The sequence below is a fragment of the Teichococcus aestuarii genome (genome assembly GCF_003116135.1).
Taxonomy (GTDB): Bacteria; Pseudomonadota; Alphaproteobacteria; order Acetobacterales; family Acetobacteraceae; genus Pseudoroseomonas; species Pseudoroseomonas aestuarii.
Genome location: NZ_PDOA01000004.1, coordinates 279,680 through 300,605, shown reverse-complemented (window position 1 = coordinate 300,605; position 20,926 = coordinate 279,680). Strand labels below are relative to the sequence as shown.

21 protein-coding genes are annotated in these 20,926 nt (G+C 70.6%); 10 read left to right on the top strand and 11 right to left on the bottom strand.

The features are described from left to right. Positions 1-74: 74 nt before the first annotated feature. The 3 genes from CR165_RS09290 (at position 75) to CR165_RS09280 (ending at position 4,606) form a co-directional block, all read left to right on the top strand. Positions 75-1,910 (top strand): DEAD/DEAH box helicase, encoded by a 1,836-nt coding sequence (locus CR165_RS09290; RefSeq protein ID WP_109516740.1) that lies wholly within the window; start codon positions 75-77, stop codon positions 1,908-1,910. Positions 1,911-2,076: 166 nt separating this feature from the next. Then, on the top strand, positions 2,077-3,267 hold the full coding sequence (locus tag CR165_RS09285; protein ID WP_109516683.1) for an acyl-CoA dehydrogenase: 1,191 nt from the start codon (positions 2,077-2,079) through the stop codon (positions 3,265-3,267). 82 nt (positions 3,268-3,349) lie between these two features. Next, positions 3,350-4,606, top strand: a complete 1,257-nt coding sequence (locus CR165_RS09280) for a class I SAM-dependent RNA methyltransferase (protein WP_109516682.1) — start codon at positions 3,350-3,352, stop codon at positions 4,604-4,606. A gap of 4 nt (positions 4,607-4,610) precedes the next feature. On the opposite strand, the gene CR165_RS09275 is transcribed toward CR165_RS09280, so the two are convergent. Further along, positions 4,611-5,960, bottom strand: coding sequence for a hypothetical protein (locus tag CR165_RS09275; protein WP_146201863.1), 1,350 nt, complete (start codon positions 5,958-5,960; stop codon positions 4,611-4,613). Between the two features lie 185 nt (positions 5,961-6,145). Here CR165_RS09275 and CR165_RS09270 point away from each other — a divergent pair, with 185 nt between their 5' ends. Next, positions 6,146-7,147 (top strand): MBL fold metallo-hydrolase, encoded by a 1,002-nt coding sequence (locus tag CR165_RS09270; protein WP_109516680.1) that lies wholly within the window; start codon positions 6,146-6,148, stop codon positions 7,145-7,147. Positions 7,148-7,192: 45 nt separating this feature from the next. On the opposite strand, the gene CR165_RS09265 is transcribed toward CR165_RS09270, so the two are convergent. The 9 genes from CR165_RS09265 to CR165_RS09225 form a co-directional block, all read right to left on the bottom strand. Then, entirely contained in the window at positions 7,193-7,606 is a 414-nt protein-coding gene (locus tag CR165_RS09265; protein WP_109516679.1) for an organic hydroperoxide resistance protein, read from the bottom strand. Positions 7,607-7,656: 50 nt separating this feature from the next. Continuing rightward, on the bottom strand, positions 7,657-8,022 hold the full coding sequence (locus CR165_RS09260; RefSeq protein WP_109516678.1) for a HesB/IscA family protein: 366 nt from the start codon (positions 8,020-8,022) through the stop codon (positions 7,657-7,659). A 19-nt stretch (positions 8,023-8,041) separates the two neighbouring features. Next, positions 8,042-8,443, bottom strand: a complete 402-nt coding sequence (locus CR165_RS09255) for an SUF system Fe-S cluster assembly protein (protein ID WP_109516739.1) — start codon at positions 8,441-8,443, stop codon at positions 8,042-8,044. Beyond that, positions 8,415-8,882, bottom strand: coding sequence for a Fe-S cluster assembly sulfur transfer protein SufU (gene sufU / locus CR165_RS09250; RefSeq protein ID WP_109516677.1), 468 nt, complete (start codon positions 8,880-8,882; stop codon positions 8,415-8,417). The genes CR165_RS09255 and sufU overlap by 29 nt, the downstream gene beginning before the upstream one ends. After that, positions 8,882-10,135 (bottom strand): aminotransferase class V-fold PLP-dependent enzyme, encoded by a 1,254-nt coding sequence (locus tag CR165_RS09245; protein ID WP_109516676.1) that lies wholly within the window; start codon positions 10,133-10,135, stop codon positions 8,882-8,884. The genes sufU and CR165_RS09245 overlap by 1 nt, the downstream gene beginning before the upstream one ends. Beyond that, positions 10,135-11,430 carry a Fe-S cluster assembly protein SufD gene (gene sufD / locus CR165_RS09240; RefSeq protein ID WP_109516675.1) on the bottom strand — a complete coding sequence of 432 codons (1,296 nt, stop codon included), beginning with the start codon at positions 11,428-11,430 and terminating at the stop codon, positions 10,135-10,137. The genes CR165_RS09245 and sufD overlap by 1 nt, the downstream gene beginning before the upstream one ends. Beyond that, a complete protein-coding gene (gene sufC, locus CR165_RS09235) occupies positions 11,427-12,170 on the bottom strand; it encodes a Fe-S cluster assembly ATPase SufC (RefSeq protein WP_109516674.1) in 744 nt (247 codons plus the stop codon). The genes sufD and sufC overlap by 4 nt, the downstream gene beginning before the upstream one ends. A 111-nt stretch (positions 12,171-12,281) precedes the next feature. Continuing rightward, on the bottom strand, positions 12,282-13,781 hold the full coding sequence (sufB, locus tag CR165_RS09230) for a Fe-S cluster assembly protein SufB (protein WP_109516673.1): 1,500 nt from the start codon (positions 13,779-13,781) through the stop codon (positions 12,282-12,284). A 12-nt stretch (positions 13,782-13,793) separates the two neighbouring features. Then, the gene (locus tag CR165_RS09225; protein ID WP_109516672.1) at positions 13,794-14,372 is read right to left on the bottom strand and encodes an SUF system Fe-S cluster assembly regulator; all 579 of its coding nucleotides are present in this window, start codon (positions 14,370-14,372) and stop codon (positions 13,794-13,796) included. 139 nt (positions 14,373-14,511) lie between these two features. Here CR165_RS09225 and CR165_RS09220 point away from each other — a divergent pair, with 139 nt between their 5' ends. After that, positions 14,512-15,180, top strand: coding sequence for an NUDIX domain-containing protein (locus CR165_RS09220; protein ID WP_109516671.1), 669 nt, complete (start codon positions 14,512-14,514; stop codon positions 15,178-15,180). A 37-nt stretch (positions 15,181-15,217) separates the two neighbouring features. Here the strand turns inward: CR165_RS09220 and CR165_RS09215 are convergent, their stop codons facing one another. Continuing rightward, positions 15,218-15,700 carry a peroxiredoxin gene (locus tag CR165_RS09215; RefSeq protein ID WP_109516670.1) on the bottom strand — a complete coding sequence of 161 codons (483 nt, stop codon included), beginning with the start codon at positions 15,698-15,700 and terminating at the stop codon, positions 15,218-15,220. A 157-nt stretch (positions 15,701-15,857) separates the two neighbouring features. On the opposite strand from CR165_RS09215, the gene CR165_RS09210 reads away from it, so the two are divergent. The 5 genes from CR165_RS09210 (at position 15,858) to CR165_RS09195 (ending at position 20,921) form a co-directional block, all read left to right on the top strand. After that, positions 15,858-16,496 carry a YqgE/AlgH family protein gene (locus tag CR165_RS09210; protein ID WP_109516669.1) on the top strand — a complete coding sequence of 213 codons (639 nt, stop codon included), beginning with the start codon at positions 15,858-15,860 and terminating at the stop codon, positions 16,494-16,496. A gap of 269 nt (positions 16,497-16,765) precedes the next feature. Beyond that, complete coding sequence (locus CR165_RS24460; protein ID WP_146201862.1) at positions 16,766-17,056, top strand: hypothetical protein; 291 nt, start codon at positions 16,766-16,768, stop codon at positions 17,054-17,056. A 759-nt stretch (positions 17,057-17,815) separates the two neighbouring features. Next, a complete protein-coding gene (mbhE, locus tag CR165_RS09205; RefSeq protein ID WP_219929713.1) occupies positions 17,816-20,134 on the top strand; it encodes a hydrogen gas-evolving membrane-bound hydrogenase subunit E in 2,319 nt (772 codons plus the stop codon). After that, complete coding sequence (locus CR165_RS09200) at positions 20,131-20,541, top strand: MnhB domain-containing protein (protein ID WP_109516667.1); 411 nt, start codon at positions 20,131-20,133, stop codon at positions 20,539-20,541. The genes mbhE and CR165_RS09200 overlap by 4 nt, the downstream gene beginning before the upstream one ends. Beyond that, positions 20,538-20,921, top strand: a complete 384-nt coding sequence (locus CR165_RS09195) for an NADH-quinone oxidoreductase subunit K (protein WP_109516666.1) — start codon at positions 20,538-20,540, stop codon at positions 20,919-20,921. Before CR165_RS09200 ends, CR165_RS09195 begins: the two co-directional genes overlap by 4 nt. Positions 20,922-20,926: the final 5 nt, after the last annotated feature.

The window sequence follows — 20,926 nt, the reverse complement described above, 5'->3', positions numbered from 1 at the left end:
GGAACCGACTGCCCTTGAGCGATCAGCCTGACGTGACCGCGCCCCGCGTGGCCGAAGACGAGCTTTCCGATGCCATGACCAACCCGGCCACGCCCCCCGTGCCGGCCGAAGCCGCCGTGCCGGCCGCCGAGCTGGCCGAGGCCGCTGTCTCGCCCGCCGAGCCGGAGCCGCCGCGCGCCACCTTCGAGGATCTGGGGCTGTCCGAGGCCCTGCTGCGCGGCGTGTCCGAGGCCGGCTACGTGCACCCCACGCCGATCCAGGAGCAGGCCATCCCGGTGGTGCTGATGGGCCGCGACGTGATGGGCTGCGCCCAGACGGGCACCGGCAAGACCGCCAGCTTCGTGCTGCCGATGATGGACATCCTGGCCGGCAGCCGGGCCAAGGCGCGCATGCCGCGCAGCCTGATCCTGGAGCCGACGCGCGAGCTGGCGCTGCAGGTGGCCGAGAACTTCGTCAAGTACGGCCAGCACATGAAGCTGAACCATGCCCTGCTGATCGGCGGCGAGAGCATGTCCGACCAGCGGGACGTGCTGGACAAGGGCGTGGACGTGCTGATCGCGACGCCCGGCCGCCTGCTCGACCTGTTCGACCGCGGCCGCGTCATGCTGGCCGACTGCAAGGTGCTGGTGATCGACGAGGCGGACCGCATGCTGGACATGGGGTTCATCCCCGATGTCGAGCGCATCGTCTCCATGCTGCCGCCGCTGCGCCAGACGCTGTTCTTCAGCGCCACCATGGCGCCCGAGATCCGCAGGCTGGCCGATGCCTTCCTGCAGAACCCCAAGACCATCACCGTCTCCGCCCCCGCCTCGGTGGCCACCACCATCACCGCCGGCCTCGCCCTGGTGCAGCCGCACGACAAGCGCGAGGCGCTGCGCCGGCTGATCCGCAGCGAGGACGTGCAGAACGCGCTGATCTTCTGCAACCGCAAGCGCGACGTGGACATCCTGCACAAGAGCCTGGGCAAGCACGGCTTCGCCGCCGGCGCGCTGCATGGCGACCTGCCGCAGTCCGTGCGCTTCGCGACGCTGGAGAAGTTCAAGGCGGGCGAGCTGCAGCTGCTGGTCTGCTCCGACGTGGCGGCCCGCGGCATCGACATCGGCGGCCTGTCCCACGTCTTCAACTTCGACGTGCCGTTCCGCGACGAGGACTATGTCCACCGCATCGGCCGCACCGGCCGGGCGGGCCGCGAGGGCCGCGCCTACACCATCGCCACCGCCGATGACGTGAAGCTGGTGGAGGCGATCGAGAAGCTGACCGGCAAGCCGATCCCGCGCATCGAGATCCCCGGGCTGGACCCGGTGACGGAGGAGGAGCTGGCCGAGGCCGCCGCCGCGCCGCGTGGCGGGCGTGGTCGTGGCCGGCCCGCCGGCAAGGGCGGCCGTGCCGCCGAGCCGCGCCGGGGCGAGAAGGACCGGGGCGAGAAGGAGCGCGGCGAGAAGGAGCGCGGCGAGAAGGAGATCGTTCGCCGCGGCGCCAATCGTCTGCGCCCCGAGGCGGAGCCGGGCGCCGAGCACGGCCCACGCCGCGAGGAGGCCCGCCCCGCGCGCGAGCGCGAGGAGGCACGCGCTCCGCGCGAGCGGGACGAAGCCCGCATTCCGCGCGAGCGGGACGAGGCGCGCGCTCCGCGCGAGCGGGACGAGGCACGCGCTCCGCGCGACCGGGATGACGCGCGCGCTCCGCGCGACCGGGATGACGCGCGCGCTCCGCGCGACCGGGATGACCGCCGCCGCGAGCACCGGCGCGAGGACAACCGCCGGGATCGGGACGATCTGGGCCCGCCGGTGCGTGGCTTCGGCGACATGGTCCCGGCCTTCATGCTCATCCCGATTCCGCGCCCGCAACGCGATACCGGCGCCGCCGAGTCGCCGGCCGAGCTGGACAGCGAGCGGGGGGCGGAAGCCGCCTGAGACCGAACCGCGCCGCCCGGCCCTCCCGAAGCTACGGGCGGGGCGGGCGGCGGCGATTGCCGCGCGGGGACAACGGGGCCACTCTCCGCCATCGATATCGGCGTCCGGGCCCCATGCGCGCCCACACCGGCTCCAGCAGGGCCGGCACCAGCAGGAGAGAAACCCCATGAATGTCGTGACCCAAGCCGCCAAGCCGAGCTTCGTCTGGGACGACGCCCTGCTGCTGGAAGACCAGCTCTCCGAAGATGAGCGCATGATCCGCGACGCGGCGCGCGACTACTGCCAGGAGAAGCTGTTCCCGCGCGTGCTGGAGGCCAACCGCCACGAGGTCTTCCACCGGGAGATCATGAACGAGTTCGGCGAGATGGGCTTCCTGGGCGCGACGCTCGACAGCCATGGCTGCGCCGGCGTCAACTACGTCTCCTACGGGCTGATCGCCCGCGAGGTGGAGCGCGTGGACAGCGGCTACCGCTCCGCCTTCTCGGTGCAGTCCTCGCTGGCGATGTTCCCGATCTGGGCCTATGGCACGGACGCGCTGAAGGACCGGCTGCTGCCGGGGATGCAGAAGGGCGAGCTGGTCGGCTGCTTCGGCCTGACCGAGCCCGATGCCGGCTCCGACCCCTCCTCCATGCGCACCCGCGCCAAGAAGGTGGATGGCGGCTACCTGGTCTCCGGCTCCAAGACCTGGATCACCAACTCCCCGATCGCCGATGTCTTCGTCGTCTGGGCGAAGGACGATGCGGGCGACGTGCGCGGCTTCGTGCTCGAGAAGGGCATGAAGGGCCTGACCGCGCCGAAGATCGAGGGCAAGTTCAGCCTGCGCGCCTCCACCACCGGCATGATCATGATGGAGGAGGTGTTCGTCCCGGAGGAGAACCGGCTGGACGTGAAGGGGCTGAAGGGCCCGTTCTCCTGCCTCAACCGCGCCCGCTACGGCATCGCCTGGGGCGCGCTGGGGGCGGCCGAGTTCTGCTGGCACGCCGCGCGCACCTACACCATGGAGCGCAAGATGTTCGGCCGCCCGCTGGCCAACACCCAGCTCGTCCAGAAGAAGCTGGCCGACATGCAGACCGAGATCACGCTGGGCCTGCAGAGCGTGCTGCGCCTCGGCCGGCTGTTCGACGAGCACCGCGTGGCGCCGGAGATGATCAGCCTCTGCAAGCGCAACAGCTGCGGCAAGGCGCTCGACATCGCCCGCGTGTCGCGTGACATGCACGGCGGCAACGGCATCGCCGACGAGTACCATGTCATCCGCCACGTCATGAACCTCGAGGCGGTGAACACCTACGAGGGCACGCATGACGTGCACGCGCTGATCCTGGGCCGTGCCCAGACCGGCCTGAACGCCTTCGGCTGAACAAAGGGGAGGTCCAGGAACCTCAGGTTCTTGGTCGGGGGTTTCCAAGGGGGGCAAAGCCCCCCTTGTTGCGTTTGAAGGGATGCTGCCGGTGCAAGTGACGATCGAGGCCCTGGGCGCCGCCGGCGATGGTGTGGCCACCGCGCCGGACGGCGCCCGCCTGTTCCTCCCCGGCGTGCTTCCTGGCGAGGTGGTGCGCCCGGAAGGCCCGGTGGTGCTCTCCCCGAGCCCCGAGCGTGTGGCGCCCCCCTGCCCGCATTTCGGCCCCTGCGGCGGCTGCGTGCTGCAGCACTGGGGCATCCCCCCCTATGCCGCCTGGAAGCGGGACCGGCTGGCCGAGGCCCTCGCCCGCGCCGGCTTCGAGGATGCGCCAGTGGCCGAGACCCGCGTCACGCCCCCCGCCACCCGCCGCCGGGCCGATCTGGCGCTGCGCCGCCGCCCGGATGGCAGCGTGGTGCTGGGCTTCCACAGCCGCGGCAGCGGCGCCGTGGAGGACCTCTCCACCTGCCATGTGCTGGACCCGGCGCTGGTGGCGCTGTTCGAGCCCCTGCGGGCGCTGCTGCGCGGGCTGCAATCCTTCCGCCGCGAGGGCTCGGCGGTGCTGAACCTGCTGGACACGGGGCCGGACCTGCTGCTGCGGCTGGACGGCGCGCCCGGCGTGCAGGAGCGGGCCGCGCTGGCCGCCTTCGCCGCCGCGCAGGGCATCCCGCGCATCGCCGGCGCCGGGCTGAAGGGGGGCGCCACGGAGACGCTGGCGCAGCTCGGTTCGGCCGGCATCGCCTTCGCGGGGGTGAGCGTGGCGCCGCCGCCCGGCGCCTTCCTGCAGGCCACGCCGCAGGGCGAGGCGGCCATCGTCGCGGCGGTGCTGGAGGGCCTGCCGAAGCTCACCGGCAAGGCGCGCATCGCGGAGCTGCATGCCGGGCTTGGCACCCTCTCCTTCCCGCTGGCGGAGCGCGCCCGCGTCGCCGCCTTCGAGGGGGCGCCGGAGGCCGTGGCGGCGCTGGACGCGGCGGCGCGCAAGGCGGGCGGCCGCGTCACTGCCACGCGGCGGGACCTGGCGCGGCAGCCGCTGAGCGCGAAGGAGCTGGAGAGCTTCGCGGCGCTGGTGCTGGACCCGCCCTTCGCCGGCGCGGCCGAGCAGATGCCGGCGCTCGCCCGCAGCGCGCTGCAACGGATCATCTACGTCTCGTGCAATCCCACGGCGCTGACGCGCGACGGCAAGCTGCTGCACGCCGCCGGATGGCGCGTGGCGAAGGCCACGCCGATCGACCAGTTCCTGTGGTCGGCGCAGCTGGAGGCGGTGGTGGTGTTCGAGCGGCCGCGCGCGCGGGGGAAGTAGGCGCTCAGGCGCCGATCTCGCCCCACATCCCCTCGATGTCGCGCAGCATGGCCCGCACCTCGGGCGTGCCGCGCAGATCCACCATGCCGAAGCTGGGCTGGCGCGCCCAGACCACGAACTCGGCATTGGCGAAGACCGGCGTGGTGTTGCGCGCCAGCTCCCGCAGGCGGGGATGGCCGAGGCCGGCCATGGCGCTCTTGCGGACCACGGCCCAATCCGGCCTCGCTTCCTCCGGCAGCGCCGCCGCGCAGCCTTCCAGGATCGTGCCGAAGGAGGCGGGCGCCAGCACCGTCTCGCCCGGCAGCCGGCGCTGGCGGACGAACTCGGCCGTCTCGGCCCAGGCCGCGTCCCCGGCGGGGAAGGCGCGCGGGTCGGGCGCATCCTGGCCGGTGTGCAGGGCGAGGCGGCGCTGCACATCGGCCAGCACCGCCTGCTGGGTGGGCTTCAGCGTCTCGGGCAGGGCGCAGAGGGCGGCCTCGGCCTCGGCCACGCGGGCTTCGTCCAGCAGGCGCTCCGCATGCTCCAGATGCAGGGCGGGCGCGTCGTTGCCCGCCGCCAGAGCGCGGCCCAGCAGCCACATGCCGCTCTCCGGGCCACTCCGGCGGTCCAGCAGGCCGGCCACCGCCCGCACGTAATCCGGGCAGAGCAGGCGCCGCGCCCGGCGCTGGCGCCGCGCCGCGCCTGCATCCACCCCACCCTGCCGCACGGCCTCCCGCAGCAGGTCCTCCACCATCCCGGTGCTGACGGCGAAACGGATGGAATCATGCCGCGAGAAGGGCGTGGGAACGCAGGCCACCGGCCCCGCCTGCGCGATCAGCGCCGCGTGGCTGGCATCCTCGCGGAACAGCGGGTCGAAGAACAGCACGGCCTGGCCGGCGAGATCGCCGGGCACGATCTGCATCCCGTCATGCAGCTCCGGGCGATGGAAGAGACGGGTGCGACGATGATCGAAATGCCCGACACGGCCGGGCTCGATGGAGAACTGGGGCGAGAAGGCCAGCGTCACGCCGGCCCGCAGGCGGCCGCTGTACTTCAGCGCGGCATAGGCCCCCATGCTGAAGCCATACAGGATCACGCGGCGGTAGCCGGCCAGCAGCCCCTCCAGCCGCGGCAGGATCTGCGCCATGTCCTGCTCGGGAAACCAGCTGGCATGATAATCCGTCAGCCCCAGCAGCGAGACGCCGAAGCGGCCGAGAAAGGACTGCCCCCAGATGGAAGGGCGCTCCTGCCGGGGCGCGAAGGAGACGATCAGCGTCTCGCCCGCCCGCTTCTGGTAGAGGGCCGCCACGCGCCCGGTGTCGAGAAGGATGTCCGGCCTTGCGGCGGGCTGATGCGGCAGGGTTACGCTCGTCACTGACCTCTCCACGCCCTGGCCCCGCCAGGGTCGCGTTCCATCGCGCCCGCATAGCAGAAGCCGGCAAGCGGCGATATCGGCGCCGCCCCCGCCCCTTCGTCGGGCCGGTGGCAGATGGGCTTGACCCGCGCCACGAACAACCCACCCTTCTGCCCGGTGCCCTTTCGGGCATGTGGGAGGTGAGGATGGAACTCGATCGACGCACCCTGTTGCAGGCGGCCGGCGCGCTGGCCATGGCGCCGGCGCTGCTGCGCCTCGGCATGGCCGACGCCCTGGCGCAGGGCACCGCCGCCCCCGCCGCGGCGGGCGGCGCGCAGCAGGCGCCGGGCTTCTACCGCTTCCGCCTCGGCAGCCGGGTGGTGACCGTGGTGCATGACGGCTTCGGCCGCCGGCCGAACCCCACCCAGGGCTTCGTCCGCAATGCCGAGCCCGCTGCCGTGGAGGCGGCGCTGCGCGAGGCCTTCCTGCCCACCGGCCATCTCGACATCCCCTACACCGTGACGGTGCTGGAGACGCCGGACGGCCTCGTGCTGTTCGACACCGGCACGGGCGGGCAGCTCGGCGCCACCGCCGGCAACATCCCGGCCAACATGAAGGCCGCCGGGCTGGACCCGGCCCGCGTCACGCTGATCGTGCTGACGCATTTCCATGGCGACCACATCACCGGCCTGACCGATGCCGAGGGCAAGCCGGTCTTCGCCAATGCCGAGGTCGTGCTGCCCAAGGCCGAATACGATTTCTGGATGGATGAGGGCCAGGCGAGCCGGGCGCCGGAGGCGATGAAGGGCGCCTTCGCCAATGTGCGCAAGCGGCTGGAGCCCTACAAGGCGCGCATCCGGCAGATCGACGGCGCCGGCCAGGTGGTGGCGGGGGTGCAGGCGGTGCCGAGCTTCGGCCACACGCCGGGCCACACCAGCTACCTGCTGGCCGATGGCAACGACCAGGCGATGCTGCTGGGCGACGTGACCAACCGCCCCGAGCTGAACCTGCGCAATCCGGGCTGGCACCTGATCTTCGACATGGACGCGGCGATGGCGGAGGCGACGCGCCGCCGCATGTTCGACCGCGTGGCGACGGACCGCATCCGCTGCATCGGCTACCACTTCCCCTTCCCCGCCAATGGTTACGTGGCGAAGGAGGGAGAGGGCTACCGCTTCGTGCCGGCCACCTGGTCCAGCACGGTGTGACGCCGCCGGGCGGGGAAGCAACCGCTCCCCCGCCCGGCGCCAGCCTCAGACGACTTCCAGCGCGACGTCGATATTGCCGCGCGTGGCCTTGGAATAGGGGCACATCTGGTGCGCCGCCTCGACCAGCTCCTGCGCCTGCGCCTTCTCCAGCGCCGGCAGCTTCACCTTGAGCTTCGCGGAAAGCTGGAAGCCGCCTTCCACCTTGTCGATGCCGACATCGCAGGTGACGGTGGCGCCGGTGGTGTCCAGCTTCTTCTGCCGCCCCACCGCATCCACGGCGCTGCCGAAGCAGGCGGCGTAGCCGGCGGCGAAAAGCTGCTCCGGGTTGGTGGCGCCCGCCTTGCCCGGCCCGCCCATCTCCTTGGGGATGGAAAGGTCGTGGCTGATCAGCCCGTCACTGCTGTCCACGTGGCCGTTGCGGCCACCGGTTGCCGTCGCGCTGCCGGTATAGAGAGCCATGCTGTTCCTCCGTTGTCGGTTTCAGCCAGGCCCGCAGATGGGGCGCCGGCTCAGACGTGGAAACTCTCCCCGCACCCACAACGTCCCTTCTCATTCGGATTTGTGAAGGTGAAGCCGGCGGACATCGCCTTCACCTCGTAATCCATGGTGGTGCCGAGCAGGAACAGCGTCGCCTTGCGGTCGACCAGAACGGTCACGCCCTTGTCGGTCACGACCTCGTCGCCGGGGCCGGGCGCATCGGTCCAGCCCAGGTCGTAGGCCATGCCGGAGCAGCCCTTGGTCTTGACCGCGATGCGCAGCAGGCGGCCCTGCTGGCCCTTCTCGTAGAGGCCGCGCAGCCGCTCCGCCGCCGTGTCGGAAAGCTGCATCAGCGGCGGCAGGGCACGGCGCGGGCGGGGCTCGGTGGTGGTGCTCATGCCTCGATCCTTCTCGCGCTCAGTACATGTTCAGGGCCAGCCGGGCGTCCTCGCTCATGCGCGAGGGGTCCCAGGGCGGGTCCCAGACGATCTCGACCGCCACATCGGTCACGCCGGGGATGGTGCGGACCATCTCCTCCACCTGCCCCGGCAGCTCCTGCGCCGAGGGGCAGGAAGGGGTGGTCAGCGTCATCTCGACCTTGACGGCGCCGGCCTCGCTCAGCTCGACGGCGTAGATCAGGCCCAGCTCGTAGATGTTGACCGGGATCTCCGGGTCATAGACCTGGGCGATGGCGTTGATCACCGCGTCCTCGGAGACGCGCGGCGCGGTCTCGCCCTCCGGCGTCCAGGCCGCGTGCGCTTCCGTGGTGGCTTCGGGTGCGGGGGTACCGTCACTCACTGCTCGCCTCCTTGTCCGCATTGTCCAGCGCGGCGTTCAGCGTGTGCCAGGCGAGCGTCGCGCACTTCACCCGGCTCGGGAATTCGTGCACGCCGCCCAGCGCCTGCAACCGCTCCATCTCGTCCTCCAGCGCGCCACCGCAATCGGGGCAGGTGCCGGTCATCGCCAATTCGCGGAACTTCTCCGCCAGCGCCCGCGCCTCCTCCTGCGTCTTGCCGCGCACCGTCTCGGTCATCAGGCTGGCGCTGGCCATCGAGATGGCGCAGCCCTTGCCCTGGAAGGCGACATCGGCGAGCCGCCCATCGGGGGCCAGCTTCACCCAGAGCTGCATGCGGTCGCCGCACATCGGGTTGTCGCCGCGGCCCTCGCGGTCGGCCTCCTCCAGCCGGCGGAAGTTCCGCGGCTTGCGGCCATGGTCCAGGATGACTTCCTGGTAGAGATCGCGCAGATCGTCGAACATCAGCGGAAGAACTCCCGCGCCTTGCCCAGCGCCTCGGCGAGGTAATCGACCTCTCCCTCGGTGGTGTAGAGACCGAAGGAAGCGCGGCAGGTGCTTTCCACGTTAAATCGTGCGTGCAGCGGCTCGGCGCAATGGCGGCCCGAGCGCACCGCGATCCCCACGCGGTCCAGCAATGTCGCCAGGTCATGGGCGTGCGCGTTGTCGAGCGCGAAGGCGAAGACGCCGCCGCGGTCCTGCGCGTGGCCGATCAGGGTCAGCCCCTCCACCGCCGAGAGGCGGGTCATGGCGCGGTCCACCAGATGGCGCTCATGCGCCTCGATGGCCTCCATGCCGATGCCCTGCACATAGTCGATCGCCGCGTGCAGCCCGACCGCCTCGATGATCGGCGGCGTGCCCGCCTCGAACTTGGCCGGCACCGGCGCCGGCAGGAAGCCTTCCAGCGTGACCTCGCTGATCATGTCGCCGCCGCCGAGGAAGGGCGGCATGGCCTCCAGCAGTTCCATCCGCGCCCACAGCACGCCGATGCCGGTGGGGCCGTAGAGCTTGTGGCCGGTGAAGACGTAGAAGTCGCAGCCCAGCGCCTGCACGTCCACGCGCCGGTGCACGGCGGCCTGGGAGCCGTCCAGCAGCAGCTTCGCGCCATGGGCATGCGCCATCTCGGCCAGCCGCGCAGCGGGCGTCACCGTGCCCAGCACGTTGGACATGTGGGTGACGGCCATCAGCCCCACCTTGCCATCGGCCAGCTTGGCCGCGACATCCTCGAGATCCAGCTCGCCCGCATCGGTCACGCGCGCCACGCGCAGCTCGGTGCCATGCGCGGCCTTGAGCATCTGCCAGGGCACGAGGTTGGCGTGGTGCTCCATCTCGGAGATCAGCACCGCCTGCCCCGCCTTCAGCACGCCGCGCCCGTAGCTGTGCGCCACGAGGTTGATGGCGGCGGTGGAGGAGCCGGTAAAGACGATCTCCCGCTCATCCGCCGCGTTCAGGAAGCCGGCGACGGCGCGGCGCGCGCCCTCATAGGCCTCGGTGGCGCTCTCCGAGAGGTGGTAGGCACCGCGGTGGACGTTGGCATAGGCCTTCTCCATCATTCGCGTCATGGCCTGGATGACCGCGCGCGGCTTCTGGGCGGAGGCGCCGGAATCGAGGAACACCAGATCCTTGCCGCGCACCTTCTCCGACAGGATCGGGAAATCCTGCCGGATGCGGGCCACGTCGAACGCACCCTGGCCCCTGGGCGCCACCACCCCGTCCATCACGCCGCGTTCCTTTCCCACCAGCCGGCGACCGCCTCGGAGAGCGCGGCCTGCGCGGACTCCTCGGTCACGCCGTCGATCGCCTCCTGCAGGAAGGCCTCGATCAGCATGGAGCGGGCCACGGCGGCGGGGATGCCGCGGGCGCGCAGGTAGAAGAGCTGGTCCTCGTCCAGCTCGCCCACCGTGGCGCCGTGGCTGCACTTCACGTCGTCGGCATAGATCTCGAGCTGCGGCTTGCTGTCGATCTCCGCCTGGTCGGAGAGCAGCAGGGCCTGGTTCATCTGGTAGCCATCGGTGCGCTGGGCGACCTGATGGACATGGATCTTGCCCTGGAACACGCCGCGCGACCGGCCGGCCAGCACCGTCTTCACCGTCTGGCGGCTCGGGCAGTCCGGCGCCGCGTGATCGAGGAAGGTGGTGCAGTCACCATGCTGGCCATCGCCCAGCAGCTGCGCGCCGTTCAGGTGCGCCGCCGCCTTCGGCCCCACCAGCGCCACATGCGCCTCGGAGCGGGAGAGGCGGGCACCGGCATGCAGCAGGAAGCTGTCATAGGTGCCGCCCGCCGCCACGCGGGCGAAGACGGTGGAGAGGTGCAGCCCGGCGCGCGCCTCCTGCTGGATGCGCGCATGGGTGATGTGCGCGCCCTCAGCCACCTCGACCTCGAAGACCGGGCTGTGCAGGTAGCGGCTCTCGCCATGGCCCCAGCTGCGCTCGATCAGCACCAGCTTGGCGCCCTCACCCAGCCGCACCAGGTGGCGCGGATGCGAGGTCACCGGCCGGTCGGCGCGGGTGACGGAAAGCAGCTCGATGACGCCGCCATCCTCGCCCGGCGCCAGCTCGATCAGCGCGCCATCCTCGAACAGGGCGGTGTTCAGCGCCACCAGCGGCAGGTCATCGACCCGCGCCAGGGTGCCGAGGCGCCCCTCCAGCTCCGGCAGGTGCCGGGCCAGGCTGCGCACCGGTACATCCGTGTCCGACAGCTCGGGGCTGAAGCGGCCATCGACGAACACCACCCGCTTCGGCGCGGCGTGGCGCGGCAGCGGCAGGGCGCTCTCCACCGGCGTCAGCGGCTCGCCGAAGCCGGCCTGGGTGAGCGGGGCGAGGTCGGTGTACTTCCACGCCTCCACCCGGCGGGTGGGGAAGCCCTGGGCGCGGAAGGCCTCCGCCGCGCCGTCGCGCAGCGCGGCGAGCCAGGGCAGGCCGATGCCGGGCAGGCGGGCGCGCAGCCCCTCGTAGCGGTGCAGGAAGCCGGCCGCGCCCGCCTCGCTCAGGCTGTTTTCGACAGAGGCGTTCATGCCGCCTGCACCGAGCCGTAGCCGCTCGCCTCCAGCTGGTGCGCCAGCTCCGGCCCGCCCGTCTGCACGATGCGGCCGCCCATCAGCACATGCACCTTGTCGGGCACGATGTAGTCCAGCAGGCGCTGGTAGTGGGTGATGACCAGCGCCGAGAATTCCGGCCCGCGCATGGCGTTCACGCCATCGGCCACGATCTTGAGCGCGTCGATGTCGAGGCCGGAATCGGTCTCGTCGAGGATGGCGATCTTCGGCTGCAGCAGGGCCATCTGCAGCACCTCGTTGCGCTTCTTCTCGCCGCCGGAGAAGCCGACATTGACGCCGCGCTTCAGCATGTCCTCCGGCATCGACAGCTCCTTCATCCGCGCGCGGGCGGTCTTGAGGAACTGCATCGCGTCCAGCTCCGGCTCGCCCTTGGTGCGGCGCTGCGCGTTCAGCGCGGTGCGCAGGAAGTTGGCGTTGCCGACGCCCGGCAGCTCGACCGGGTACTGGAAGGCCAGGAACAGCCCCGTGGCCGCGCGTTCCTCCGGCTCCATGGCCAGCAGGTCCTGGCCGTTGAAGGTGGCGGTGCCGCCGGTGATCTCGTAGCCCTCGCGCCCGGCCAGCACATAGGAGAGGGTGGACTTGCCGGAGCCGTTCGGCCCCATGATGGCGTGCACCTCGCCCTGCGGCACCTCGAGGTCGATCCCCTTCAGGATCTCCTTGCCCTCGATCTCGGCGGTCAGCCCTTCAATCTTCAACATGCTTCTTCCAGTTCCGTCCTCGGCGGGCGGTGGGGAGCCGCCCGTATTCTCTCTCATCGTGTCGTCACGCCTGGCGCCGCCGTGTCCCGGGGCGCCGAATGTCTCAGGGCCTCAGCCGACCGAGCCCTCGAGGCTGATCTGCAGCAGCTTCTGCGCTTCCACCGCGAACTCCATCGGCAGTTCCTTCAACACCTCGCGGCAGAAGCCATTGACGATGAGCCCGACCGCATCCTCCTCCGACAGGCCGCGCTGGCGGCAGTAGAAGAGCTGGTCCTCGGCGATGCGGCTGGTGGTGGCCTCGTGCTCGGTCTTCGCCGTCATGCAGCGATTCTCGATGTAGGGCACGGTGTGGGCGCCGCACTGGTCGCCGATCAGCAGGCTGTCGCACTGGGTGAAGTTGCGCGCGCCGCTGGCCTTAGGGCTGATCTTCACCAGGCCGCGATAGGTGTTCTGGCCGTAGCCGGCGCTGATGCCCTTCGAGATGATGGTCGAGCGCGTGTTCTTGCCGATATGGAACATCTTGGTGCCCGTATCGGCCTGCTGGCGGTTGTTGGTGATGGCGACGCTGTAGAACTCGCCCACCGAATCATCGCCCTGCAGGATGCAGGAGGGGTACTTCCAGGTGATGGCCGAGCCGGTCTCCACCTGCGTCCAGGAGATCTTGGAGCGCGCGCCGCGGCAGGCGCCGCGCTTGGTGACGAAGTTGTAGATGCCGCCCCGGCCCTCGGCGTCGCCCGGGTACCAGTTCTGCACCGTGCTGTACTTGATGGTGGCGTCGTCCATCGCCACCAGCTCGACCACGGCGGCGTGCAGCTGGTTCTCGTCGCGCATCGGCGCCGTGCAGCCCTCGAGGTAGCTCACATGGCTGCCCGCCTCGGCGATGATCAGCGTGCGCTCGAACTGGCCGGTGCTCTTGGCGTTGATGCGGAAATAGGTGGACAGCTCCATCGGGCAGCGCACGCCCTTTGGGATGTAGACGAAGCTGCCATCGGTGAAGACCGCCGAGTTCAACGCGGCGAAGAAATTGTCGCCCTGCGGCACCACGGAGCCGAGATACTGCCGCACCAGCTCGGGGTGCTCGCGCACCGCCTCGGAGATGGAGCAGAAGATGATGCCTTCCTTGCCCAGCCGCTCCTTGTAGGAGGTGGCCACCGAGACGCTGTCGAACACCGCGTCCACCGCGATCGGCAGGCGGCCGCCCTCGGCGGGGGTGTCCCCCGCGCCCTCGACGCCGGCCAGGATGGCCTGCTCCTTCAGCGGGATGCCGAGCTTCTCATAGGTGCGCAGCAGCTCGGGATCGACCTCGTCGAGCGACTTCGGCCCGTCCTTCTTCACCGGGGCTGCGTAGTAGTAGGCATCCTGGTAGTCGATCGGCGGATAGCTCACCGCCGGCCAGCGCGGCTCCGCCATCGTCTTCCACAGCGCGAAGGCCTTCAGGCGCCATTCCAGCAGCCATTCCGGCTCCTCCTTCTTGGCCGAGATGAAGCGGACGATGTCCTCGTTCAGCCCCTTCGGGGCGAACTCCATGTCGATCTCGGTCTCGAAGCCGTACTTGTAGGTGCCCTGGGTGACGGAGGCGACGGCGTCGATGGTCTCGGTAACGGCTGGCATGGTCTGGACCCCTTACTCGGCAGGCGGATGGGCAGGCAGGCGGGCCGGCGATGCCGGCGGGGATTTACGGCCGGTGTCCACCGGCGGGGATTTTCGGCCGGCATCCGCCGGCGGGAATTTACGGCCGGCTTCGTCCGGCGGGGATTTTCGGCCGGCATCCGCCGGCGGGGATTTTTGACGCGCGGCGGTCCGGGGCGCCGCCAGCTCGGCCATGGAGATGGCGGAGAGCGCGGCGCGGATCGCCTCGTTCACCGGGTCCCAGCGGCCGCGCACGGGGCAGATCGTCTCCGTCTCGCAGCAGCCGCTGGCGCCATCGACGCAGGCGGTGAGCGCGATCGGCCCGTCGATGGCGCAGATCACGTCAGAGAGCGGGATGGCGCAGAGCGGGCGGCCCAGGCGGTAGCCGCCGCGCGCGCCGCGCAATCCTTCCACCAGCCCGGCATGGCCCAGCGCCTTCAGCACCTTGGCCACCGTGGGCTCGGCGATGCCGGTGGCGGTGGCGAGGCCGGGCGCGGTCTGCACCCCGCCCTCGGCTTCCAGCCGGGCCAGCACCACGACGGCGTAATCGGTCAGCTTCGACAGCCGCAACACGCGGACCTTCTCCTAAAGCGGACCTGTGTTGTCCGCTTTCGGGCAGATGCGCCCGCGACCCCCGCTTGTCAAGAAGGCGTCATACCGGCCGGTGCCGCCCCTCTTTTCCGCCCGCGCCGGGAGTGCCACGCTGCGGCCCATGACGACCTCCGCCACCCCCTCCCCGCCGCCCGCGGCGCCGCCCGGGCGCCCCGCCCATCCCCGCCACGCCGCCAGCCTGATCCTGTGGCGGCAGGCCGGCGGCGCCGCGCGGGAGGGCACGGTGGAGGTGCTGATGGGCATGCGCGCCGCCGGCCACCGCTTCATGCCCAACCGGCTGGTCTTCCCCGGCGGCCGGGTGGATCTGGCCGACCGCACCGCCCCCGCCGCCACCGAGCTGCGCCCCGACACCCGCGCCGCGCTGGAGCGCCGCGCGCCGCCGCGGCTGGCGCGCGCCCTGGCCATCGCCGCCGCGCGCGAGCTGGAGGAGGAGACGGGGCTGCGCCTGGGCGGGCCGCTGCCGACGCTGGACCGGCTGCACTATCTCTGCCGCGCCGTGACCCCCGCCCGCAGCCCGATCCGCTTCAACGCCCGCTTCCTGGTGGCGCCGGCCGAGGCGGCGGAGGGCACGCTCTCCGGCTCGGGCGAGCTGGAGCAGCTGGCCTGGCTGCCGCTGGAGGGGGTGCTGGCGCTGCCGGTGGCGCCGATCACCGCGCGGGTGCTGGGCGAGTTCCGCGATTGGCTGGCGATGCCGGAGGCGGCGCGCGCCACCCGGCCGCTGATCTGGTTCCAGGGGCGGGAGAACCGCCGCCTGGAGGTGGCGGCCTGAGAGGGGCCGCCAGCAAGGGCCGAACCCGGCCCGGCGCTCAGAGCGCCGCGAGCACCGCCTCGCCGCTCGACACCTCGAAGGCGCCGGGCTGCTCGACGCCGAGATAGGCCACCTTGCCGTCCTTGGCGACGAGGGCAAAGCGCTGGCAGCGCACCCCGAGGCCGCGCGCCGTCAGGTCCAGCTCCAGGCCGAGCGCCTTGGTGAAGGCAGCCGAGCCATCGGCCAGCATCACCACCGCCTCGCCCACGTCCTGGTCCTTGGCCCAGGCCTGCATCACGAAGGGGTCGTTCACCGCCATGCAGGCGATGGTGTCGACGCCCTTGGCCTTCAGCGCCTCGGCGTTCTGCAGGAAGCTCGGCATGTGCTTGGCCGAGCAGGTGGGGGTGAAGGCGCCGGGCACGCCGAACAGCACCACGGTCTTGCCGCCGAACAGGGCCTCGGTGGTCAGCTCGCGGGGGCCTTCCACGGTGGCCTGGGTCAGCGTCAGCGCGGGAATCGACTCACCAACTTGGATCGACATCGGACCGTTCTCCTCTGGGTCTGCGGGCATTTCACGCCGGCGCACCCGCTGTCAACCAAGCCTGCCTCGCCCCGCCTCCGCCGCCACGCCATTCCGCCCGGCCCTGCGCATCGCGATCCTTGCGCGCGCCGCCCCCCGCCGCCATCTTGTTTTCACGATGGCAAGACGTGCACGCGAGGACGAATTCCCGGAAGCTTCCCGCCGGCCCACCACGGGCTGGGGGCGCCCTGGTGGCCTGCAGGCGGAATACCTGGGCGGCCAGCTCCTGGTGGCCATGCCGAGCATGCAGGACCCGCGCTTCGCGCGCGCGGTCATCTGCCTCTGTGCCCACTCGGCCGATGGCGCCATGGGCATCGTGCTGAACAAGCCGCTCGAGAATCTGAGCTTCGAGGAGCTGCTGAAGCAGCTGGAGGTCGAGCCCCTGCCGCCGCACCGGCAGATCCGCCTGCTGGCCGGCGGGCCGGTCGAGGGCGGCCGCGGCTTCGTCCTGCACACCACGGACTGGTCGAGCGAGGGCAGCCTGAAGGTGACCGGCGATCTGGCCCTGACCGCCAGCGTCGATATCCTCAAGGCCATCGCGGGCGGCGGCGGGCCGCGGCAGGGGCTGCTGGCGCTGGGCTATGCCGGCTGGGGACCCGGCCAGCTGGAGGACGAGATCCAGCGCAATGCCTGGCTGAACGTGACGCCCGACGAGACCCTGCTCTTCGAGGGCATGCCGGACGAGAAATGGCGCCAGGCCCTGGCCAAGCTGCGCATCGATCCCCTGCTTCTTTCCGGCACCGCCGGCCACGCCTGAGGTGCCGACGGCCCGCCCTGCCGCTGGGCGGAATGGCACAGCGTCCGATTGGGTTCCGTCCGCCGGCTGAGCCGTCTTTCCGCGGGGAAAGGCGGTGGCGGCCGCCTCTTTCCGGCTTCCGGCCCTTTCAGCCACGCTGCGCCAGGGGCAAGCTCGAGCCTGGCAATTATTCCTGAGAAGAAATATTTTGTGCGGGGCAAAAATCCCTAACAGCCCCGGAAGATATCGTGTATAAATAAATCACATACTTGTGATCGAAGGGCGCCTCGATGGCCTCCCAGTTCCACCGCACTCCCTCGCGTGCGATCCGCCTGAAGCAGCATGATTGCTTATCCCAAAAGCTCCTGAGCGCTTTTCATCAGGCCTGTGACGAAGGCGATCCTTATTGCGGCCTGATCCTGCTGGAACTCCTGGAAATGGAGTTGCAGGGCATGGCGCCGGGCGAAGCCCGCAACCGTGCGCTGGAAGGCCTCATCATGGCCTATGAGAAGCTGTGGCAGCTCTGCCCCACCGCCCTTCCCTTCGCTGTCCGGAACACCGTTTGCGGCGTGGCCCACTAGGTCGCTTCCCGTCCGCACTGGCTCACGGAATACGCCCCGGATCGTTGTTTTCGCGAGCGTCTTCGCCCGCCCTGACGATCCTGTCCGGCCGGGTGAAGATGCTCTAGCCATCCGGCCCCACCTCTTCCGGGCGCCTTGCCCGCGCGGCGATAGCGCGGCAGGAGGTGCGGAGCAGGCGAGCACCCTGCGTGGCGTCCCCGCCCCGCAACAAGCGGCCAAGCCCACTTTCTTCAGCCATGCCTTCCTGTTCCCGGAGAGGCGAGAGCCTGTTCCCGGAGAGGCAAGAGGGCGGATTTTCCTGCCCAGGGCCGCGGCATCATGGCCCGGCCCCCGGACCTTCCAGCGCCACCGCACCGGCGGCCTCCTGCTCCCGCCGCGCCATGCCGCCGTCGGGAAGCAGGGCCTGCCGCCAGGACATCCTGTAGGAAGAAGGCCAGCGTCCTGCGCCGTGTCGCGGCCCAGGGCATCAGCCTTTTCCATCCCGTAGCGGACGGCCGACATGAAGGCCCCGGATCAGCAACTTCACCGCCCGAAATGAAGTTCTTAAGAATGGATGATTAACTTAATTTAATCATCGTTTCTTCAGTATAAAGCTACGTTTTATCGCCTATTTTCTGACATTTTACTATAAATTCGAATAAAAACTTTGATATTCTGCAGGAAAATCTCAGAAGAAGGTCTCCTTGGAATTCTTTTCCTGACACTTTACTAAAAGAATTTTCATGTTATACACAGATGGCTGCTGCCAGGAGGAATGTGTTGCCCCTTTCAGCGATTTTGTGGATCAGCTTTCTTGGGTCCGCGCTCGCGCGCCCGCTGGCGCTGCGGCTGGGGCAGCGCGCGGGCTGGGTTCTGGCGATCCTGCCCGCCAGCCTCTTCGGTCTCCTCTGGATCGCCGGCAGCGGCCTTGAAGGTGCCGGGGCCATTGTCGAGGAGGTGGCCTGGGTGCCCAGCCTCGGCATCACGCTCGACCTGCGGCTGGATGGCTTCTCGCGCCTGTTCGGCCTGATGATCACCGGCATCGGCACGTTGGTGACGATCTATGCCGGCGCCTATTTCGCCGACAAGCCGGCCCACAAGGGCGCCAGCTTCCTCGCCCTGATCCTGCTGTTCATGTCCGCCATGCTGGGCACGGTGCTCTCCGACAGCCTGATCGGCCTCTACGTGTTCTGGGAGCTGACCAGCCTCGTCTCCTTCCTGCTGATCGGCTTCGATTCCTACAAGGCCTCGGCCCGCAAGGCGGCGCTGCAGTCGCTCATCGTCACCGCCGGCGGCGGGCTGGCGCTGTTCGCCGGCATCCTGCTGATCGGCATGGAGCTGGGCAGCTTCTCGCTCAGCAACGCCATGCAGAACAGCGCGGCGCTCGCGGCCTCGCCCTGGTGCGGCACCATCATGGTGCTGGTGCTGCTCGGCGCCTTCACCAAGTCGGCGCAGGTGCCTTTCCACTTCTGGCTGCCCAACGCCATGGAGGCGCCGACGCCCGCCTCCGCCTACCTGCACTCCGCCACCATGGTGAAGCTCGGCGTCTATCTGCTGGCGCGGTTCGACCTGGCTTTCGCGCAGGTGCCGGCCTTCGGCACGGCGCTGATCGTCTTCGGCGGGCTGACGGTGCTGGTGGCCTCGGTGCGGGCGCTGTCGCGCACCGGCTACAAGGCCGTGCTGGCGCAGTCCACCGTCTCCTCGCTCGGCGTGCTGGTGCTGCTGATCGGGCTGGAGGGGCCGGTGGCGGCCACCGCCACGGTGGGCTTCATGCTGGCCCATGCGCTCTACAAGGCCACGCTGTTCTTCTGCGCCGGCACCGCCATCCACGCCACCGGCCGCACCAGCCTGGTGGAGATCAACGGGCTGCGCCGCGCCCTGCCCGTCACCGCCGTGGCCGCCGCCCTGGCCGCCGTGGCCATGGCGGGCCTGCCCCCCACCTTCAGCTTCATCGCCAAGGAATACCTGTTCGAGGCGCAGCTCGAATCCGGCAGCGGCTGGTTCGCGCTCGTCGCCCTGGTGCTGGGCAGCGCGGTGTTCGTCGCCATCGCCGGCATCGTCTCGCTGCGCCCCTTCTTCCTCGGCCGCAGCCGCGAGGGCGCCGTGCACCATGGCGAGACGCCGGGGCTGTTCCTCGGCCCCGCGGTGCTGGCCACGCTGGGGCTACTGCTGGGCCTGCTGCCCGGCCTCGCCGTGGCGCCGCTGCTGGGGCCGGCGGCCAGTGCGCTCGTCGGCCAGGCGCTGCCCGTCTCCCCCGCCCTCTGGCATGGCCTGACGCCGATGCTGGGGCTGAGCGCGCTCGCCGTGCTGCTCGGCCTCGCGCTCTACCTGCTGTGGCCGCGCCTGCTGGCCCGCCTCGCGCATCTGGACTGGCTGGACCGGCTGCTGGGCGATGCCGGCTACAACCACGCCTTCGAGGGCGTGCTGGCCCTGGCCCGGCGCTGCACCCTGGTGCTGCAGAATGGCGACCAGCGCCGCTACACCGCCACCGTGGTCGGCGCCACGCTGCTCGTCACCGCCGTGGGGCTGGTGCTGGCCGCGCCGCCGCTGGCCATCGACCTCTCGCTGGAAGGGCTGCGCCTGGCGCCGGCGGTGGTGGTGGGGCTGATGGTGGCGGCCGGCTTCGCCGCCACGCGGATGCGCTCGCTGCCGGCGGCGCTGGTGGCGGTCGGCATCGTCGGCTTCGGCTCGGCGCTGCTGTTCCTGCTGAACGGCGCGCCGGACCTCGCCATGACGCAGTTCTCGGTGGAGGCGCTGCTGGTCGTCATCCTGGCGGCGCTGCTGCTGCAACTGCCGATCCGGCCGCCCTCCACCCGCAGCGCCGGGGAGCGGCGGGTGGACGCGCTGCTGGCCGGCGGCTTCGGCCTCGTCACCTTCGCCGCCCTCGCCGCGATGACGGCCGCCCCGCTCGACCTGCGCCTGACCGAGTTCTTCGCCGCCCGCAGCTATCCGGAAGCCTTCGGCCGCAACGTGGTGAACGTCATCCTGGTCGATTTCCGCGCCATCGACACGCTGGGCGAGATCGCCGTCGTCGCCTTCGCCGCCATGGCGGTGTGGGGGCTGCTGGCGCGCCGCGCGAAGGGCAAGGAGCCGACATGAACTCGCTCATCCTCTCCGCCTTCTCGCGCTTCCTGTTCGCGCTGATGCTGGTGGTCTCGCTCTACATCCTCTACCGCGGCCACAACGACCCGGGCGGCGGCTTCGTCGGCGGGCTGATGGCGGCGGCGGGCTTCGCCATCCTGGCGATGGCCGACGGGGTGCAGGCGGCGCGCCGCATGGTGCGCGTCCATCCCGTGGCGCTGATGGGCGCGGGGCTGGTGCTGGCGCTGCTCAGCGGCCTGCCGGGGCTGGTCAACCGCGGCTCCTTCCTGGCGCACTGGTGGTTCCACGCCGGCGACTTCCACAGCGGCACGGCGCTGGCCTTCGACATCGGCGTCTATCTGGCGGTGCTGGGCGGCATCCTCGCCCTGATCCTGCGCTTCTACGAGGAACAGCCCGAGGCATGAACCTGATCTATGCTCTGGCCATCGCGCTGCTGACCGGCTGCGGGGTCCACATGCTGCTCTCGCGGCATGTGGTGCGCATCATCCTCGGCGTCTCGCTGCTCTCGGCGGCGGTGAACCTGGTGATCTTCTATTCGGGCCGCATCTCCTCCACCGTGCCGCCGGTCATCGAGCCGGGCAGCAGCGCATTGTCCGAGGCGGCCGCCAACCCGTTGCCGCAGGCGCTGATCCTCACCGCCATCGTCATCGGCTTCGCGCTCATCGCCTTCGCCGCGGCGCTGGCGCTGCAGGCGCAGCGCTCGATCGGCACGCTGGACAATGCCGGGCTGGACGTCGCCGAATCCCTCGGCACGCCCTTCGACGGGCCGGAGAAGCGCCGGTGAGCGGC

Coding starts and splice junctions, on each gene's coding strand:
- CR165_RS09285 (WP_109516683.1), top strand. CDS start 2,077: ATGAATGTCGTGACCCAAGCCGCCAAGCCGAGCTTCGTCTGGGACGAC.
- sufU (WP_109516677.1), bottom strand. CDS start 8,882: ATGTTCGACGATCTGCGCGATCTCTACCAGGAAGTCATCCTGGACCAT.
- CR165_RS09215 (WP_109516670.1), bottom strand. CDS start 15,700: ATGTCGATCCAAGTTGGTGAGTCGATTCCCGCGCTGACGCTGACCCAG.
- sufC (WP_109516674.1), bottom strand. CDS start 12,170: ATGTTGAAGATTGAAGGGCTGACCGCCGAGATCGAGGGCAAGGAGATC.
- CR165_RS09270 (WP_109516680.1), top strand. CDS start 6,146: ATGGAACTCGATCGACGCACCCTGTTGCAGGCGGCCGGCGCGCTGGCC.
- CR165_RS09260 (WP_109516678.1), bottom strand. CDS start 8,022: ATGAGCACCACCACCGAGCCCCGCCCGCGCCGTGCCCTGCCGCCGCTG.
- CR165_RS09210 (WP_109516669.1), top strand. CDS start 15,858: ATGGCAAGACGTGCACGCGAGGACGAATTCCCGGAAGCTTCCCGCCGG.
- CR165_RS09195 (WP_109516666.1), top strand. CDS start 20,538: ATGAACCTGATCTATGCTCTGGCCATCGCGCTGCTGACCGGCTGCGGG.
- CR165_RS09265 (WP_109516679.1), bottom strand. CDS start 7,606: ATGGCTCTCTATACCGGCAGCGCGACGGCAACCGGTGGCCGCAACGGC.
- CR165_RS09280 (WP_109516682.1), top strand. CDS start 3,350: ATGCTGCCGGTGCAAGTGACGATCGAGGCCCTGGGCGCCGCCGGCGAT.
- CR165_RS09290 (WP_109516740.1), top strand. CDS start 75: ATGACCAACCCGGCCACGCCCCCCGTGCCGGCCGAAGCCGCCGTGCCG.
- CR165_RS09200 (WP_109516667.1), top strand. CDS start 20,131: ATGAACTCGCTCATCCTCTCCGCCTTCTCGCGCTTCCTGTTCGCGCTG.
- sufB (WP_109516673.1), bottom strand. CDS start 13,781: ATGCCAGCCGTTACCGAGACCATCGACGCCGTCGCCTCCGTCACCCAG.
- CR165_RS09245 (WP_109516676.1), bottom strand. CDS start 10,135: ATGGACGGGGTGGTGGCGCCCAGGGGCCAGGGTGCGTTCGACGTGGCC.
- CR165_RS24460 (WP_146201862.1), top strand. CDS start 16,766: ATGGCCTCCCAGTTCCACCGCACTCCCTCGCGTGCGATCCGCCTGAAG.
- CR165_RS09255 (WP_109516739.1), bottom strand. CDS start 8,443: ATGCGGACAAGGAGGCGAGCAGTGAGTGACGGTACCCCCGCACCCGAA.
- CR165_RS09220 (WP_109516671.1), top strand. CDS start 14,512: ATGACGACCTCCGCCACCCCCTCCCCGCCGCCCGCGGCGCCGCCCGGG.
- sufD (WP_109516675.1), bottom strand. CDS start 11,430: ATGAACGCCTCTGTCGAAAACAGCCTGAGCGAGGCGGGCGCGGCCGGC.